The organism is Pseudobutyrivibrio ruminis CF1b, from assembly GCF_000424005.1.
Classification (GTDB): Bacteria; Bacillota; Clostridia; order Lachnospirales; family Lachnospiraceae; genus Pseudobutyrivibrio; species Pseudobutyrivibrio ruminis_C.
Genome location: NZ_AUJB01000013.1, coordinates 124,142 through 140,916 on the forward strand (window position 1 = coordinate 124,142; position 16,775 = coordinate 140,916).

The 16,775-nt window shown below is 41.9% G+C and carries 14 protein-coding genes; 12 read left to right on the forward strand and 2 right to left on the reverse strand.

Features of this window, described 5'->3' with window-relative positions; genetic code table 11:
* Positions 1 to 50: 50 nt before the first annotated feature.
* The 6 genes from G592_RS17160 to G592_RS0112325 all read left to right on the forward strand — a co-directional run bounded on the left by G592_RS17160 (position 51) and on the right by G592_RS0112325 (position 6,458).
* A complete protein-coding gene (locus G592_RS17160) occupies positions 51 to 722 on the forward strand; it encodes a histidine phosphatase family protein (RefSeq protein WP_028248078.1) in 672 nt (223 codons plus the stop codon).
* Positions 723 to 749: 27 nt separating this feature from the next.
* A complete protein-coding gene (locus G592_RS0112305) occupies positions 750 to 926 on the forward strand; it encodes a DUF4250 domain-containing protein (protein WP_028248079.1) in 177 nt (58 codons plus the stop codon).
* 9 nt (positions 927 to 935) lie between these two features.
* Complete coding sequence (locus tag G592_RS16505) at positions 936 to 2,105, forward strand: CapA family protein (RefSeq protein ID WP_051194910.1); 1,170 nt, start codon at positions 936 to 938, stop codon at positions 2,103 to 2,105.
* A 212-nt stretch (positions 2,106 to 2,317) separates the two neighbouring features.
* Complete coding sequence (pta, locus tag G592_RS0112315) at positions 2,318 to 3,301, forward strand: phosphate acetyltransferase (protein WP_028248080.1); 984 nt, start codon at positions 2,318 to 2,320, stop codon at positions 3,299 to 3,301.
* 75 nt (positions 3,302 to 3,376) lie between these two features.
* Positions 3,377 to 5,143 carry a single-stranded-DNA-specific exonuclease RecJ gene (gene recJ / locus G592_RS0112320; RefSeq protein WP_028248081.1) on the forward strand — a complete coding sequence of 589 codons (1,767 nt, stop codon included), beginning with the start codon at positions 3,377 to 3,379 and terminating at the stop codon, positions 5,141 to 5,143.
* Between the two features lie 97 nt (positions 5,144 to 5,240).
* The gene (locus tag G592_RS0112325) at positions 5,241 to 6,458 is read left to right on the forward strand and encodes a 6-phosphofructokinase (RefSeq protein WP_028248082.1); all 1,218 of its coding nucleotides are present in this window, start codon (positions 5,241 to 5,243) and stop codon (positions 6,456 to 6,458) included.
* Here G592_RS0112325 and G592_RS17615 read toward each other — a convergent pair.
* Together G592_RS17615 and G592_RS0112330 are read right to left on the reverse strand one after the other, a co-directional pair.
* Positions 6,455 to 6,739: a hypothetical protein gene (locus G592_RS17615; protein WP_155942204.1), complete on the reverse strand. Its 285-nt coding sequence runs from the start codon at positions 6,737 to 6,739 to the stop codon at positions 6,455 to 6,457. The two genes, G592_RS0112325 and G592_RS17615, sit on opposite strands and share 4 nt — an antisense overlap.
* Before the next feature lie 22 nt (positions 6,740 to 6,761).
* Positions 6,762 to 7,007 carry a helix-turn-helix transcriptional regulator gene (locus tag G592_RS0112330; RefSeq protein ID WP_028248083.1) on the reverse strand — a complete coding sequence of 82 codons (246 nt, stop codon included), beginning with the start codon at positions 7,005 to 7,007 and terminating at the stop codon, positions 6,762 to 6,764.
* A 200-nt stretch (positions 7,008 to 7,207) separates the two neighbouring features.
* Here G592_RS0112330 and G592_RS16510 point away from each other — a divergent pair, with 200 nt between their 5' ends.
* From G592_RS16510 to G592_RS0112360, 6 genes are all read left to right on the forward strand, one after another.
* Positions 7,208 to 8,473, forward strand: coding sequence for a glycoside hydrolase family 5 protein (locus G592_RS16510; protein WP_051194911.1), 1,266 nt, complete (start codon positions 7,208 to 7,210; stop codon positions 8,471 to 8,473).
* Positions 8,463 to 10,256: an aminopeptidase P family protein gene (locus G592_RS0112340; RefSeq protein ID WP_028248084.1), complete on the forward strand. Its 1,794-nt coding sequence runs from the start codon at positions 8,463 to 8,465 to the stop codon at positions 10,254 to 10,256. Before G592_RS16510 ends, G592_RS0112340 begins: the two co-directional genes overlap by 11 nt.
* On the forward strand, positions 10,256 to 12,961 hold the full coding sequence (gene polA / locus G592_RS0112345; protein ID WP_028248085.1) for a DNA polymerase I: 2,706 nt from the start codon (positions 10,256 to 10,258) through the stop codon (positions 12,959 to 12,961). Before G592_RS0112340 ends, polA begins: the two co-directional genes overlap by 1 nt.
* Before the next feature lie 82 nt (positions 12,962 to 13,043).
* Positions 13,044 to 13,970 carry a DUF975 family protein gene (locus G592_RS0112350; RefSeq protein ID WP_028248086.1) on the forward strand — a complete coding sequence of 309 codons (927 nt, stop codon included), beginning with the start codon at positions 13,044 to 13,046 and terminating at the stop codon, positions 13,968 to 13,970.
* 3 nt (positions 13,971 to 13,973) lie between these two features.
* Complete coding sequence (coaE, locus tag G592_RS0112355; protein ID WP_028248087.1) at positions 13,974 to 14,561, forward strand: dephospho-CoA kinase; 588 nt, start codon at positions 13,974 to 13,976, stop codon at positions 14,559 to 14,561.
* Between the two features lie 23 nt (positions 14,562 to 14,584).
* Complete coding sequence (locus G592_RS0112360) at positions 14,585 to 16,678, forward strand: cell division FtsA domain-containing protein (protein WP_028248088.1); 2,094 nt, start codon at positions 14,585 to 14,587, stop codon at positions 16,676 to 16,678.
* The last annotated feature ends 97 nt before the right edge of the window (positions 16,679 to 16,775 follow it).

Below are 16,775 nucleotides of genomic sequence, written 5' to 3' on the forward strand. Positions count from 1 at the left end.
TTTAATGTTACTTTATAGGGCAGTGAAGAAAAGAATTATGAGGTAACACATTGAGAGTTTTATTATTACGCCACGGTCAGACGGATTTAAACGTACAAAAAAGACTTCAGGGCAGCTCAGATATCCCTTTGAATGAAAGAGGAAGAGAGCAGGCCAGAGAATCCCATGAGTTTGCAAAAGCAAATGATTTGATTCCTACAAGAATTATTTCCAGCCCACTTGGACGTGCAATCGAAACTGGAGCTATTTTTGCAGGTATTGATATTAGCAGCTTTAAAGAAAAAGAGATTTCTGCTGATTATAAGCCAGCTGAGATAGAGTTAGATGATAATTTAATAGAAATGGCTTTTGGTGTTTGCGAGCAGAGAAATATGGGTGAGGAGAATCCGGCTTTCTTACATGAATGCTTTGACACTCCAGCGGCTTACAGACCACCAGAAGGTGGTGAGAGCTACGATGAAGTTGTTGCCCGTGCAGGTGCTGTTGTTGAGCGCATTCGCAGCATGATTTCATCTGGTGAGCTTAAGGAAGATGATACACTTCTTCTCGTAAGTCATGGTGCTCTCAGCCATGCTATCTTTGAATACGTAAAGAAGACTGCCAGAGAGAACTATTGGGATGTGGACTTCAATAATTGTGCAATAGCCGAGTTGCTTATAGGTGCAGACAGAAGCCAGGATGATTACAGATTCATATCAGATGGGTTTGAGAAGAACTGGTGATAATATAAATTTTTAGGGGTACAGAAAATGAAATTTCCAAAAGACCCAGTGATGCTGCTTTCTGTAGTGAATACAGCATTGAGGGATTATTATAAGAGTTTTGATGCTTTGGTAGAGGATAACGAAGTGGATGGTGATGATATCGTGGCAAGACTTGCCAGTATTGACTATCACTATGATCCGGTTAAGAATCAGTTTAAGTAGAGGATGAGTATGAAAAAGTTTTTCGCAGCATTAATTAAAACATTATTGGTCTTGATTCTGGTTCTTGCGGCAGCATGGTACGCCTTTGGTTCAGATGGCCCATTTGCAGAGCAGGGACAGCAGATTTTTGCAGAGCTTCAGGGGCAGACAGCTGTAGTCGAAGAACAGCCGGAAGAGATTCCTGAAACAAACATGGAAGAGACTGTTCAGGAAGAGGCGGCAGCCATAGTTCCTGAGCCTTCATCAGAAGAGCTGACTACAAAGATTGTATTCACAGGTGATGTGGAGCTTAGCGAGTATGTTCAGTCAAATTACAGTGCAGCAGGTGCAGATGGTGTGGTAGCTCCAGAAATCAAAGAATTGATGACAAATGCCACATTTACAATGATTAACAACGAGTTTTGTTTCTCAGAGAGAGGCCAGAAGGCTCCTGACAAGCAGTACACCTTCAGGGTTAATCCATCTTATGTAAGTTTGTTTAATGACCTGGGTGTGGACATTGCTGGTCTCGCAAACAATCATGTGTTGGACTTTGGCCGCGATGCTCTCACAGATACATTCACAACACTTACAAATGCAGGGATTGATTACACTGGCGCAGGCAACAGTCTTGAGGATGCCAGCAAGCTTATCGTAAAGACGGATGCAAAGGGACGCACATATGGATTCCTTGCAGCCAGCCATGTTATTCCTGTTGGAAGCTGGAATGTTTTAAATGCACAGCCAGGTGAGTTCTGCTTCTATGATGAGACAGATTTATTAAATGCTATCAAGGCAGCAGATTCACAGGTGGACTATCTTTTTGTTATGGTTCACTGGGGCGTGGAGCACACTACAGACCTTACAGATTATCAGCCAAATGATGGTCATAAGTTTATAGATGCGGGAGCAGATGCTGTTATCGGAATGCACAGCCACTGCCTCCAGCCAGTAGAAATGTACAATGGCAAGCCAATCTTTTACAGTCTTGGAAATTTCATCTTCAACCAGACAATTAAATCTGGTGGCGGCGGAGCAGTAGAGTTTGCGGTAGATGAAAATGACAATGTAACTTATCGAATCATCCCTATCACAGCAAGCGGTGCCTGCACCAGAATCGACCCATCAGGCTACAGCTATGTTGAAAGGATTTCAAGCAATGTGGCTGTTGATGAAAATGGATACATCACAGTTAAATAATAAAAAGGCTAGTAATAGTTTCGTCCAATAAGTGAGTAATAATTGACAATAAATTAACAAAAATACAAAAAAGTACAAAATCAAAAACAATGCTCAAAACCACTGTTTTTTCATAAAAAAGTAGTATTATAACTTATGGTTTCAAAAAACTAACACCAAAGCACTATGTGCGAAAGGTTAATATACTTAAAGAAAGAAAAGAGGAAATTAAAATGGCAGGATTTGGAGCATTAATTGACATCCTTAAAAAGGATCCTAAGAAAATCGTTTTTACAGAGGGTACAGACCCACGAATTATTGAAGCATCAAGCCGTCTTCTTGGTTCAGATTTCCTTCAGCCAATTCTTATTGGTAAGGAGTCAGAGATTAAGGAAGCTGCAGAGGATGCTGGTTTTAACATCCGCGGTGCAGTTATCATCGATCCAGAGAACTATGACAGATTTGATGAGATGTGCGAGCTTTTCTGCGAACTTAGAAAGTCTAAGGGTGTTACAATGGAGCAGGCTGCTAAGACCTGTAGACAGGCTAACTACTTCGGTACAATGCTTGTAAAGATGGGTGTTGCTGATGCACTTCTTGGTGGTGCTACATACTCTACAGCTGATACTGTTCGTCCAGCACTTCAGGTTATTAAGACAAAGCCAGGCAACAGCATCGTATCTTCATGCTTCATCATGGTTCGTAACCATGCAACAGGTGATCGTGAAGTTCTTGCAATGGGTGATTGCGCTATTAACATTAAGCCTACAGCTGAGGAGCTTGCAGAGATCGCAGGCGAGACAGCAGCTTGTGCTAAGATCTTCGGTATTGATCCAAAGATCGCTATGCTTTCATACTCAACACTTGGCTCAGGAAAGGGCGAGGATGTTGACAAGATGAACCAGGCAACAAAGCTTGCTAAGGAAAGATATCCTGAGCTTGATATCGATGGAGAGCTTCAGTTTGATGCTGCAGTTTCACCACGTGTTGCTAAGACAAAGTGCCCAGGCTCACCAGTAGCTGGTCACGCTAACACATTCATCTTCCCAGATATCAACGCTGGTAACATCGGTTACAAGATTGCACAGCGTCTTGGTGGATTCGATGCATACGGACCAATCCTTCTTGGACTTAACGCACCAATCAACGACTTATCAAGAGGATGTAATGCACAGGAAGTTTACTCAATGGCTATCATTACAGCTGCACTTGCTTAATTTTATTGAGATTTCAACCTTCCCCTATTATACTAGGGGGAGGTTTTTTATTATCATTATTTTTGGAGATAATTTATGAGTAAATGGATATTACAAAGAAAAGCTGCGGATTATGCAGGCCTTAGCGCAAAGTTGGGAGTAGACCCAGTTATAGTGCGTCTCATGGTTAACCGTGGCCTTAGCACATATGAGGAGATGAAAGAATATCTTCACCCTACTTTAAATCATTTTCCTGATCCACATCTTTTCGCAGACATGGATTTGGCCTGTGAGCTTCTGATGGAAGCCATTGACGAAGGGATAAAAATCAGAGTTGTTGGCGACTATGACGTAGACGGAATCATGTCTACCTACATTCTTACATCAGCCATCAGAGAAGCAGGCGGTGACGTGGACTATGCAGTTCCCCACAGAATGGTGGATGGATACGGAATCAATCCTGATATGGTTCAGCAGGCTTATGACGATGGTGTAGGATTTATTATCACCTGTGACAATGGTATTGCAGCTGCACCAGCTATAGAACTTGCCAAGGAGCTTGGTATGACTTTCGTGGTTACAGACCACCATGAGGTACCATTTGAGCTGGCAGAAGATGGAGAGACAAAAATTCAAAATCTACCTGAGGCAGATGCGGTTGTTGATCCAAAGCGAGATGATTGTAATTATCCATTCAAGGGAATATGCGGCGCTCAGGTAGCATGGAAGCTGGCTGAGGTTCTCTTTGAATTCCTGGGCCTTGAAAAAGAGGCTTCAGATAAATACCTTCAGTTTGCGGCTATTGCCACTGTATGTGATGTTATGGAGCTGAAGGGCGAAAATCGTTCCACTGTTTACCATGGAATCAAAGCCATAGAAGCTACTGATAACATTGGTATCAATGCACTTTTAGCCAGAAATGAACTTAAGGGAAAGCCTATCGGCTGTTACCACCTTGGATTCATCATCGGTCCATGCCTTAATGCCAGTGGTCGTCTTGATACAGCAGGTCGCGCCATCGAGCTTCTTATGGAAGAGGATCAGGGCAAGGCACTTTCCATGGCCAATGAGCTGGTGGAGCTCAATTCTCAGAGAAAGAACTTGACTCAGCTTGGTATCGACAAAGCCAGAGACATGATTGAAAACAGTGACCTTAATAAGGATCGTGTTCTGGTAATCTACATTCCAGAGCTTCACGAGAGTCTTGCAGGTATTGTTGCAGGCAGAATAAGAGAAAACTACAGCAAGCCGGTGCTTGTTATTACTGATGCAGAAGATGGCGCAAAGGGAAGTGGACGTTCAATCCCAGCTTACAATATGTTTGAAGAGCTCACAGGAGTGAAAGATGTATTTACGAAATTCGGTGGTCATCCAATGGCTGCTGGTGTTTCTCTTCCTAAGGAGAAGATTGATGAGCTTCGCACCCGCCTTAACGAGCGATGCACTCTTACAGAGGATGATATGCAGGAGGTAATCAAAATAGATTGCGACATGCCTCTTTCATATATTTCTGAAGAGCTGGTGGATTCTATTGATATGCTGGCGCCTTTTGGTACCGGAAATACGAAACCGCTTTTTGCTCTTAAAAATGTTCCGATTCTCAAGGCTGCCTACATCGGCAAAGAAGGCCAGTACCTTAGACTTACTGTTGGGACTGAAAATGGAAACGTCATGACTGCCATGATGTTTAGAAATGTACCTGAGTTTGAGGCTGCCGTAAATACGAAATACGGTGCTGATGCCTGGAGCAAGGTATGTGCTGGACAGGATACTGGAGTGAAGATGGATATCATCTATGAACCATCTATAAATGAGTTCCGTGGAAACCGCAGCATCCAGATTTTGGTTGAAAATTTTAAGTAATTGTATTCGATTTTGTGTAAAAAAATCTATTTTTTAAATCCTGATTCTATGATAAAATCCTCCTTATAGAAATTCTTTATAGGGAGGATATTTTTTTATGGGAAATGTTCTTGTAGCTCAATCAGGTGGCCCAACAGTGGCTATCAACGCCAGTCTTGCTGGTGTTATCGAGGGTACCCTTGGTTCTAGATATGACAAGATATATGGCTCGATCAATGGCATTCTTGGAATTAAGAATGACAATGTTATTGACCTCACTTCTGTCGTAGCTAACGACCCTCGTTTCCTGAAGCGTCTTAAGACTACTCCTGCAATGTATCTTGGCTCTTGCCGATTCAAACTCCCTGGTGTGGATTCTAATGATCCTATCTATGATTCCCTTTTTGACCAATTTAAAAAGTATGATATTGAGGCATTTTTCTACATAGGTGGAAATGATTCAATGGATACAGTAGATAAGCTTTCTGCTTATGCTGCTAAAATTGACTCAAAAATCAGATTCGTAGGTGTACCAAAGACTGTTGATAACGATCTTTGTGTAACAGACCATACACCAGGTTTTGGTTCTGCAGCAAAATACATTGCTACTTCTACAATGGAAGTAATCTTTGATGCTCAGATTTATGACAATCCAAGTGTCACAATTATTGAGGTTATGGGAAGAGATGCCGGATGGCTTACAGCAGCTACAGCTCTTGCGAAGAATGAGTGCTGCGACGGCCCAGATCTTATCTATCTGCCAGAGGTTCCATTTGACAGAGATAAGTTTATCGATGATTTGGCTAACCTTCTCAAGGAGAAGAACAACATCGTCGTTGCTGTTTCAGAGGGAATCAGAGATGCTCATGGAGAGTATATCTCTGCTGCCACTGGTACACTGGACAACTTTGGACATGCACAGCTTTCAGGCGCAGGAAAGACTTTAGAGTACCTTGTTAAAGATAAATTGGGGGTTAAGGTTCGCTCTATCGAAGTCAATGTCCTTCAGCGTGCAGCTGCTCATATGTCCAGCCTTACAGATATCAACGAGTCAGAAGCTATCGGCAAGAAGGCAGTTGATATTGCAGAAGAGGGCGTTACAGGCGCAATGGTAACAATGGAGCGCATCAGTAATGCACCTTATGAAATTAAGCTTAATTATGCGAAGATTCATGATATTGCCAATGAGGCTAAGGAAGTGCCACAGGATTGGATTAATCCTGAGCACAATGGTGTAACCTCTGATATGGTGATGTACCTGAAGCCACTTGTAATTGGACTTCCAGATGTGGAGTACAAGGACGGACTTCCAGTGTATGTCTCTCGCGAAAACTAAATAACATTTAATTGTAATCTGTTGTAGTCTCTTTCCTCTAAAAGATAGAGGACGCGACGTGCGTGAGAGTACTGGGTGCGATTGATGGAAATAACACAGACTTTATTGGCGCCGTGATAAATTCTTCTTCTGAAGAATGGAACACGGTGCCAATTTTTTGAAAATGGTACCGACTGCTCCAGTAAGAGCTCGGAAGTACGATTGGATACGATGCGATTAGTAGTCTCGCAGAGAACGATATCTTTGCCGCAATTCTTGGATATCTTAGGTTTTCTTTTCATTTCTAAATAACCTTTCATAACATTAATTCACTTGAATTTCTATTTTTTTGCCCATGGAATCAGCAACTTTAACGAGAAAGTCCAGAGATGGATTGTATTTGCCACTTTCCATTCGGGAGATGTTGGATTTTTTGGTGCCTGCTCTCTCGGCAACTGCCTCCTGAGTGAGATGCAGGGAATGTCTGGTGTCACGAAGCTGCTGGGCGATGGAATGACGCGCCTCCAGAGCCTGGGGTGTGACAACTCCATCAGAATAACGATTCTTCATAGTTCACCTCATGCTTATAAGTTATCATATATGATAACACAAAGCAATGGACTTCACAATAAAATCAAGGAATTATTTGAGAAAAATAGAAGATTAGTAGCCCTTTTTTATGAGGGACAAATGAGCTATAATCTTAAATGGAGATTTTTTAAAACCAGAAAGATTTTTACTAGATGAAAATATAGATTTGGAGGGAGCTTATGGTTGGCAAAAAACAACGTTTCAAAACAGTAGTCTTAATTATTTTTCTTGCAGTGGTTATTGTAGGCGGCGTTTTTGCTGTTAGTTATTTTAAAGGTGGAGTGACATTCCCATGGCAGGTTGTAACATCGGAGCAGGAAGCTGAGCCGGTGGCAGAGGAGCCAGCTAAAGAAGAGCCTAAGCTTGTAGTGAAGGAAAAGGCTGATGAAGATAAGGCTAAAAAGGAAGAGGAGCTGAAGAAAGCCAAGGAAGAGGCAGATAAAAAGGCCAAAGAAGAAGCTGAAAAGAAGGCTGAAGAAGATGCTAAAAATGCTGTAGTTAAGACTGAAAAAAAATTGGATTATGCTAGTGCTCTTTATGTAGAGGATGGAAAGCTTATTGATACAGCTGGAAATGAGATAGCACTCACTGGTGTTAGCTCAAATAGTATTAATGAGTATCCTGATTATGTTTCAGCTGATGCCATCAGGGCGCTCAGGGATAACTGGGGTATCAACGTAATCAGACTTGCTATGTACACCAGCGATTACAACGGTTATTGTGTAGGCGGCAAGGATAATCAGGAAAAGCTCAAGGGTGTCATCGACGAAGCTGTTAAGGCAGCTACTGAAAACGAAATGTACGTCATTTTAGACTGGCATACATTAAACGATGCAGATCCAAATGAATACAAATCAGAGGCTATCCAGTTCTTTGGTGAAATGGTTCGTAAATACGAATCTAATGAAAATGTGATTTATGAGATATGCAACGAGCCTAGTGGTGATACTACATGGGATGATATTCGTAAATACGCTAATGAGGTTATTCCTGTGATAAAGCGTATTGATGGAGATGCACTTATTTTAGTTGGAACTCCAGATGGTTGTACAGATTTAGATTCTGTTTTGGAGAACCCACTTGATTTTGGAAATATCATGTATACATATCATTTTAATGCTGGAATAGATAAATCCAGTCAGAGAAATGCCCTTACAAATGCGCTGGAAGATGGACTTCCTGTTTTCATTTCTCAGTATAGCTATGTAGAGTCTAATGGAGATGTTAATAAGCATGAGGCATCCAGATGGAATGATACAATAGATGATTATGGCCTTTCATCTGTTATTTGGAACCTGTCCAATACTTATGATGGCTGTGCACTTGTTGATAATGGTTGTGAGAAGTTTTATGATTTCACAAATGAGGATTTATCTGCTCAAGGGCAGTATTTCATAGATAGAATTAATAGTTTAGATAGGAGAAATAGAAGTAATGACAACTAACGAGAAAATCGCAGCATTGCGTGATTTAATGAGGGAGAGAGGAATTGATATGTACCTCATCCCAACAGACGATTTTCACTCATCAGAATATGTAGGAGAGCACTTTAAGGCACGTAGCTTTATCACAGGCTTTACAGGCTCAGCAGGTACAGCAGTTATCACTTTAAAGGAAGCTCATCTTTGGGCTGACGGACGTTATTTCGTTCAGGCTGCAAAGCAGATTGCAGATTCAGAGGTTATTTTGGAGCGAATGGGTGAGCCAGGAGTTCCTGAGGTAGAAGAGTTCATCGAGCAGAATTTTGTTGATGGAGGATGCCTTGGTTTTGATGGTCGTTGTGTTTCAGCTAAGAATGCAGCGAAGTATTTTGAAATTGCTACAAAGAAGGGCGGAGAGCTTGCCACTTCAGAGGATTTGGTTGATAAGATCTGGACAGACAGACCAGTTCTTCCAAAGGCTACTACATGGGTACTTGAGGATCAGTTCTCAGGTGAGACTATGGAGTCTAAGATTGCCCGTATCCGTGAAGAGATGAAAAAGAAAAGTGCTGATGCTCATTTACTTACAGCACTTTACGATATCGCATATACGTTAAACATCAGAGGAAATGATATTGCAAACGTTCCAGTTTTCCTTTCATTCCTCATTATCACAGATGACAGTGTTATCCTCTTTACTGACACTACAAACTGGCCAGAAGAGGTTATGAGCTATCTCAATGACAAGGGTGTTAAGCTTTACCCTTACGATATGGTTTACCACTATCTTCAGAGTGCTGACATGGCAGACAGAAGAGTTCTTCTTGACCAGTCAATCGTAAATTACAACATGATTAAGGCTCTAGAGGGTTCAGCAAAGATTATCGATGGAAAGAATCCATCAGAGCTTATGCGAGCTATCAAAAATGAGACTGAAATCAAGAATACAAAGTGGGCTCATGTAAAAGATGGTGTTGCATGCACAAAGGCTATTAAGTGGATTAAGGAAAATGTTGGTAAGGTACCAATGACTGAAATCACTGCTTCAGATTATTATGAGGCTCGCCGCAAGGAGCAGGAGAATTTTGTGGATCTTTCATTCGGTACAATCTCAGCTTACGGACCAAACGCTGCAATGATGCACTATAGCGCAAAGGCTGGCTCAGAGGCTACACTTAAGCCAGAGGGCTTCCTCCTTGTAGATTCAGGTGCTCATTTCCTTGAGGGTACTACAGATATCACACGAACAATCGCTCTTGGTGAGCTTACACAGCAGATGAAAGAGTACTACACAGTAGTTCTTCGTTGCCACTTAAGACTTCTTGCAGCCAACTTCCCTAAGGGAGTTACAGGAGCAAACCTTGATATTCTTTCTCGTGGCCCAGTTTGGGATATGGGACTTGATTATCGTTGTGGTACAGGTCATGGTGTAGGTCACATCTTAAATGTTCACGAAGGACCAAACCGTTTCCACTGGAGAGTTCTTAAGGGACAGAATTCTGCTGAGATTCAGCCAGGTATGATTACTACAGATGAGCCAGGTCTTTACATTGAGGATGGCTTCGGAATCCGTATCGAGAACGAGCTCCTTTGTGTTGCAGGTGAGACTACAGAGTACGGAGAATTCCGTCACTTCGAGGCTATCACATACTGCCCAATCGACCTTGATCCAGTTATCCCAGAGATGATGACTGAGGCAGAGAAGAAGACACTCAACGAGTATCATAAGCTTGTTCGCGAAACATTAAAGCCATACCTTAGCGATGAAGAAAACGCATGGCTCGCAAAAGAGACTAGGGAGATTTAATGAGCAAATTACTTTTAATCGATGGCCATAGTATTGCAAATCGCGCATTCTATGGTTTGCCAGATCTTACTAATAGCCAGGGTGAGCACACCGGTGCCATCTTTGGCTTCATAAACATGATGTTAAAGTTCATCGATGATGAACAGCCAGATAACTTTGCAGTGGCATTTGACGTTCATGCCCCTACCTTCAGACACAAGATGTTTGAGGCGTACAAGGGCACCAGAAAGCCAATGGTTCCAGAGCTTAAGGAGCAGATTCCCCGTATTCAGGAAATGCTTAAAGCTATGGGCGTTCCAGTTGTCACCATGGAAGGCTGGGAGGCCGATGATATCCTCGGCACCCTCGCCAGAATTGGTGAAGAGAAGGGATTTGATGTTACCATTGTTTCCGGAGACCGTGACCTTCTTCAGCTTGCCACTGACAAGGTCAAAATTTCCATCCCTAAGACAAAGAAGGGTGGAACAGAAATCGAGAACTACTTTGCAGCGGATGTTAAGGAGGCCTATGGCGTTACTCCTAAGCAGTTCATCGATGTAAAAGCACTTCAGGGAGATACTTCTGATAATATTCCAGGTGTTGAGGGTATTGGCCCTAAAACTGCACAGACATGGATTGCCCAGTACGGTTCTATTGAGGAATGCCATGCTCATGTTGATGAGATGAAGAAGGGTAAAGTTGTTCAGAATTTCATCGACCAGTGGGATATTGCTGTGCTTTCAAAGGAGCTTGCCACTATCAATGTAAATGCTCCAATAGAGCTGGAGGAAGGCAGTACAAAGCTTGATAATCTCTTTACAGAGGAGGCATATCTTCTCTGCAAGCGCTACGAGCTTAAGAAGCTTCTTCCTAGATTTGAAGCATCTACAACTACAAAGGTTCAGGATAATACAGCAGAGACTTTTAAACGTATATACGATTTGGCAGAGGTGGAGGATTTCTTCGCTGAGCTTAAAAAGTCTGGCAAGGATTTTGTTGGTGCCAGCATCATGGCTGGTGAGGACAGACGCATAAAGGGTGCCGCACTTTCTGTCGGTGATTCTACAGTTTACGTAGACTGTGCTGGTTTTATCACACCAGATTATCTTGGTCACAAGCTTATTGAAATCAGTAAGGCAGGAGTGAAGCTTTGCTTCTGGGATTTAAAGAATGCCATGCATTTGATTTATGAGCTTATGAGTTCAGAAGAAAAGCAGGCAGCTTTAGATAAAGGTGGAAAAGCAGAGATTTTCCCTACAGCTGTTGATGTTGCTGTAGCAGCTTATCTTTTAAATCCTACAAAGAATGCTTACACAGCAGATGATGTTGCCAGCGAAATGCTTGGCATTATCATTCCAGCTCAGGCTGATTTATTTGGAAAGACAAAGCTTAATGTAGCCCTTGAGGATGACAGCTTTATTGATAAGGTTACTACCTATGCATGCTACAATGCTTACGTTGCATTCGCAGCATTTGAAAAGGTTATTGCACAGATAAAAGAGGAAGGAATGCTTGATATTTATGAGAATATCGAGATGCCTCTTGTGTACACACTTTTCGATATGGAGCTTCAGGGTATTGCCATGGATAAGGATGCACTGGCTGAATATGGCAATCGCCTTTCAATTCGTATAAACGAATTAGAGCAGAGCATCTATTCTCAGGCTGGTGAAGAATTCAATATTAATTCTCCAAAGCAGCTTGGTGTAATACTTTTTGAAAAAATGGGAATAGAAGGTGGAAAGAAGACAAAGACAGGATATTCTACCGCAGCAGACGTGTTAGAAGAACTTTCTGCCACAAACCCTATAATATGTGATATATTAGAATACAGACAGTTAGCTAAACTTAAGAGTACTTATGCAGATGGATTGGCTGCCTGTGTTGATGAGGATGGAAGAATTCGTTCTACCTTCATGCAGACAGTTACTGCCACAGGACGTATCAGTTCAACTGAGCCAAACTTACAGAACATTCCTATCAGAATGGAACTTGGAAGAGAAATCAGAAAGGTATTCTATCCAAAGGATGGATGCATATTCCTTGACGCTGATTATTCTCAGATTGAGCTCAGAGTTCTTGCTCATATGTCCGGTGATGATAATCTTATCGGTGCTTTCAAGGCTGGCCAGGACATTCACCGTTCTACAGCATCACTTGTATTTAACACACCATTTGATGAGGTTACAGATATTCAGAGACGCAGAGCAAAGGCTGTAAACTTCGGTATTGTCTATGGTATCAGTGCATTCGGACTTGCTAAGGATATTGGCGTAGGACGAAAGGAAGCACAGGAGTACATTGATAACTACTTTGTAGCATATCCAAAGATGCATGAGTTTTTGGAAGGACTTAAAACAGATGGTAAGGAAAAGGGATATGTCACCACTATGTATGGTAGACGTCGTCCTATTCCAGAGCTTTCATCATCAAACTTTATGACCCGCCAGTTTGGTGAGAGAGTAGCCATGAATTCACCTATTCAGGGAACAGCAGCAGATATCATTAAGATTGCCATGGTCAACGTCCATGACAGACTTCTCAAAGAAGGACTTAAATCAAAGCTTCTTCTTCAGGTTCACGATGAGCTTCTTGTGGAGGCACTTGAGTCAGAGCGCGCACAGGTTGAAAAGCTTATTGCAGAGGAGATGGAAAATGCAGCTAAGCTTGCTGTGGACTTAGAAATTGATATGAATTCTGGAAAGACATGGGCTGAAGCACACTAAGTGCTTTCCCGTCTTCCATGGAATTTATATATATTTTAATAGGGAGAGTATAAAGCATCATTGTATTAGGAGGATATTGAAAATGTTTCCAAGAAAACAAATCAAAGCAAATGCCAGAGCTGCTTTATCAGCTAATTACTGGCCAGTAGTTGGTTACCCACTTTTATTGGGGTTATTGTTAGTTGTGATTATGGTAGTTTTAGCCATTGGGCCAATTCTTTCATTAGGCGGGCTTCCTGATGCATCTTCAATTGCAACAACTGAGGCTGCTCTAGCAAAAAATCTCGGCACAACACTTTTGACAGATACTGTATCTATTCTTTTATCAGTATTCTTTATTAATGTTTTAGCTGCAGGCGAGCTATTTTTCTACTACAAGTTCTACAGTGGTTCAAGAGGAGATTTTGGTACTTTCTTTGAAGGTTTCAAGAATGGTCTCTACTTACACGTAGTTGGTGGCATGTTCCTTATGTCATTGTTTATTTCACTTTGGTCTTTGATATTTGTTCTTCCAGGAACAATACTTGCAGTTATCGGTTTTACATCATTAATGCTTACAGGTTCTGGTGAAGTAATGTTTATTATTGGTGCCATTCTGTATATTGCTGGTATCGTTTTAGCTTTTGTTAAGGCATATCAGTACAGCATGATTCCATACCTTCTCATTGACAAGCCAGAATTCACAGTTAGTGATTGCTTCAACATGACAAAGAAGATGACAAAGGGAAATAAGTGGAACCTTTTTGTATTAGATCTTTCATTCATCGGATGGATTTTACTTTCATTCTTAACAGTTTTCATCCTTGCAATCTTCTATGTAGGTCCATACATGAGACTTGCATCAGCTGGCGCTTATGATTACCTTAAGAGAATTCATATGCCTGAGGCAACAGAGGGACCAGTATTTCAGTCAGCTTCTTATGAGGCAGATTATGCTTCTGTTGAACAGCCAGCAGATAACACTGGTACATTAAACAACACAACAAATGATGATATTTTTGACGAGTAATATATGAAATTTATTGGAATTACAGGGGGCATCGGCGCTGGCAAAAGCACGGTGCTCTCTTTATTAAAAGAAAATTTTAATTGTAAAGTGGTGCTGGCAGATGAGGTGGCAGCACAGCTTATGACAAGTGGTCATAAGTGTTTTGACGAGGTAGTAGCATTGAATTGGCCTACCTCTATTTTGGATGAATCGGGAGAAATAGACAGACCTCTTATGGCAAAGTACATGTTTGCAGACGATGAGCTTTTAAGTGGAGTAAATGCCATAGTTCATCCAGCTGTGGAGAAAGAAGTACTAAATCAGGTAGAAGAGGAAAAAGAAAAGCACAATATAGAGTATTTTTTCTTAGAAGCTGCATTGCTCATAGAATGTGGATATGGTAAACTTGTGGATGAGATGTGGTATATTTATGCAAGCCCTGAGGTTCGTGAAATCAGGCTTATGGAATCCAGGGGTTACTCAAAAGAACGCATTGCAAATACCTTTAAAGTTCAGCGCAGCGACGCCAGCTTTAGAGAGCATTGCGACCATGTTATAGACAATAGTGGCACCGAAGAAGAGACATTGTCTCAACTTAGGGCCTTGCTATAAATGATAAAAAGGGGATTTTTACTATGGAAAAGAAGGACATTGTTTTTGGCTTAGATATTGGTACAAGAAATGTCATCGGTACAGTTGGCTGCCTGGAAGGGGATGAATTTCATGTCATCGCCCAGACGTTACGTGAGCACGATACACGTGCCATGCTGGACGGACAGATTCACGATATAGGTCGAGTTGGCGCCACATGTGACGAGGTTAAAAAGGAGCTTGAAAGTATGACAGGCCTCACACTTACAGAGGTTTGTATAGCTGCCGCTGGTCGTGTGCTCCGTACCATTACCACACACGTTGATTTGGAATTCCCAGAGGAGACTGTTGTTTCTGGTGAGGATTTACATACTCTTGACATGCTTGGAATCGAGCAGGCAGGTAAGGAAATCAAAGGCGGTGCCGAGGACGATAAATACAAGTTCTTCTGCGTAGGTTATTCTACGGTCAGATATTATCTTAATGGAGATGCATTCTCATCTCTTGAGGATCACAAGGCCGATGTTATCGGTGAGGATATCATCGTTACCTTCCTTCCAGAGGATGTAGTAGATGGTCTTTATGCTGCTGTTGGCAAAGCTGGTCTTACAGTTGCCAATCTTACATTGGAGCCTATTGCAGCTATTAACGTTGCTATTCCACAGAATTTCAGAATGCTTAATATTGCCCTTATCGATGTGGGCGCAGGTACATCCGATATCTGTGTCACAAGAGACGGAAGTATCATTGCTTACGGCATGATTCCTATGGCTGGTGATGAGCTTACTGAGGTTCTGGTTCATGAATATCTTGTTGATTTTGCTACTGCAGAACAGATTAAGAGAGCTTCGACAGAAGGTGGAGATATCACATACGAGGATATCATGGGCATCAGCCACACCATCAAATCTGAGGAAGTTTACAAGCTCACTAATCCTATTATGGAAAAGATTGCAACTGAGGTTGCATCAAAGATTAAGGAGCTCAATGGAGACAAATCTGTTTCAGCAGCTTTCGTTGTTGGTGGAGGCGGAAAGATTCATGGCTTCACCGAGGCACTTGCCAAGGATTTGGATATCGTCGCTGAACGTGTTGCTCTTCGCGGTGAAGAGGTTATGAAGAACGTTGTCTTCGAACAGGATGACATTAAGAAGGATTCCCTTCTTGTTACTCCAATTGGTATCTGCCTGAATTACTATGAGACAAAGAACAACTTCATCATGATTCACTTTAACGGTGAGATGATGAAGCTTTACGATAATGGACAGCTTACAATTGTGGATGCTGCTATGCAGGCAGGTTTCTCAGCTGAGCAGTTGTTCCCACGACGTGGAAAGGAAATCAATTTCACAGTCAATGGCATATCACGTATGATTCGTGGTATCGAGGGCGAGTCTGCAGTTGTAAAGATGAATGGAAAGCCAGTTGGAATTAATACTCCACTGGAGTTCAACTGTGATGTGGAGTTTGTTCCTTCTACTGTTGGCGCAGGTGGCAATGGCACTATCGCTGATTTAGAGGAATTCACTACAGAGTATCTGTATTTCACAGTTTGTGGACACAGAGTAAAGTGTCCTAAATTTGTTGAGGTTAATGGCTCTATGGAGCCACCTACATATTCAGTTAAGGATGGAGATGTTATTGAAACACGTCCATTCTATACAGTTGGTCAGTTGGCAGAGTTTATGGACGTGACCATCGATGATCGATATGAGATTCTTGTTAATCATCGTCCATCAAGCCTTGAGTCCCTTGTTTACGAGAACTTCGTTATCGATTGGACTACCACCACTCCAGTGGCCTATGCAGGAGATTATCTTGCAGAGGAAGGTGAAGGCATGCCAGAGGATTACGACATTGATGTTGCACCAGAGACCATCACAGACGTTCACACCAAGATGAAGGATGAAGCCACAGAGCTTCCAATCACCATCAATGGAAAGAAGAGAGTGCTTTGTGGAAAGAAGGATTACATCTTTGTAGATATCTACAATGTAATCAACTTCGATCCTAATGAGAGCAATGGACGTCCACTCATTACAAAGATTAATGGACATAAGTGCGGTTATTCTGATGAGCTTCATGAGAATGATCAAGTGGAAGTGTATTGGGATAATGGTGCTTTAAACCGAGCCTAATATGCATAATAGGGGGGACCCCGAAGGGGGAGAACCTGTTTGCCACAGCGCGCCCTTGCCGAAGGCAATTATAATGGGCGCTGCTTTCCCGTTTTTT